Origin of the sequence: Paraburkholderia sp. J67 (assembly GCF_905220265.1) — a bacterium.
Taxonomy (GTDB): Bacteria; Pseudomonadota; Gammaproteobacteria; order Burkholderiales; family Burkholderiaceae; genus Paraburkholderia.
Genome location: NZ_CAJMZK010000087.1, coordinates 1 through 719, shown reverse-complemented (window position 1 = coordinate 719; position 719 = coordinate 1). Strand labels below are relative to the sequence as shown.

Here is a 719-nt window from a genome sequence, read left to right as displayed (position 1 = left end):
CCGATCCCGCCCAGCACTGCGGCGGTGAACGCCTTCATGCCGGGGATGAAGCCCATGTAGAAGTGCGCGTTGCCGTATTCGGAGGCGATCATCACGCCGGCGAGTGCGGCCAGCGCCGAGCCGATCATGAAGGTGGCCGAGATCACGAAGTTCGGGTTCACGCCCATCAGCGAGGCATTGTTCGGGTTCTCCGCGATCGCACGCATGGCGCGGCCAAGTTTCGTCTTGTGCACGAGCAGCAGCAGACCCGCCATCACGACGAACGCCACGATGATGATGACGATTTCAGTCGGCGAGATCACCGCGCCGACACCCGTATCGGTCGGCTTGATGACGTTGAGCGGATCGGTCGAGATCAGCTGCGGGAACGGCAGCGGATTGCGGCCCCAGATCAGCATCGCGAGCGTCTGCAGCAGGATCGATACGCCGATCGCGGTGATCAGCGGAGCGAGACGCGGTGCGCGGCGCAGCGGCCGGTAGGCGACCTTTTCGATCGTGTACCCAACTAGCGCACACACGAATGCGGCTATCACGAGCGCTATGCACAGCGTGGGGATGTTCCCGAGGCCCGGGAAGTGATTCTGCAACACCGTGATCGCGGACAGCGCCACCATCGCGCCGACCATGAGCACGTCGCCGTGCGCGAAGTTGATGATGCCCAGAATCCCGTACACCATCGTGTAGCCCAGCGCGATGATGGCGTAGATGCTGCCAAGCAC

1 protein-coding gene is annotated in these 719 nt (G+C 63.3%); it reads right to left on the bottom strand.

Annotated features, from left to right (window positions below; translation table 11 throughout):
• A partial coding sequence (locus tag U5782_RS41295) for a branched-chain amino acid ABC transporter permease (protein ID WP_322049628.1) occupies positions 1-719 on the bottom strand: 719 nt, incomplete at both ends.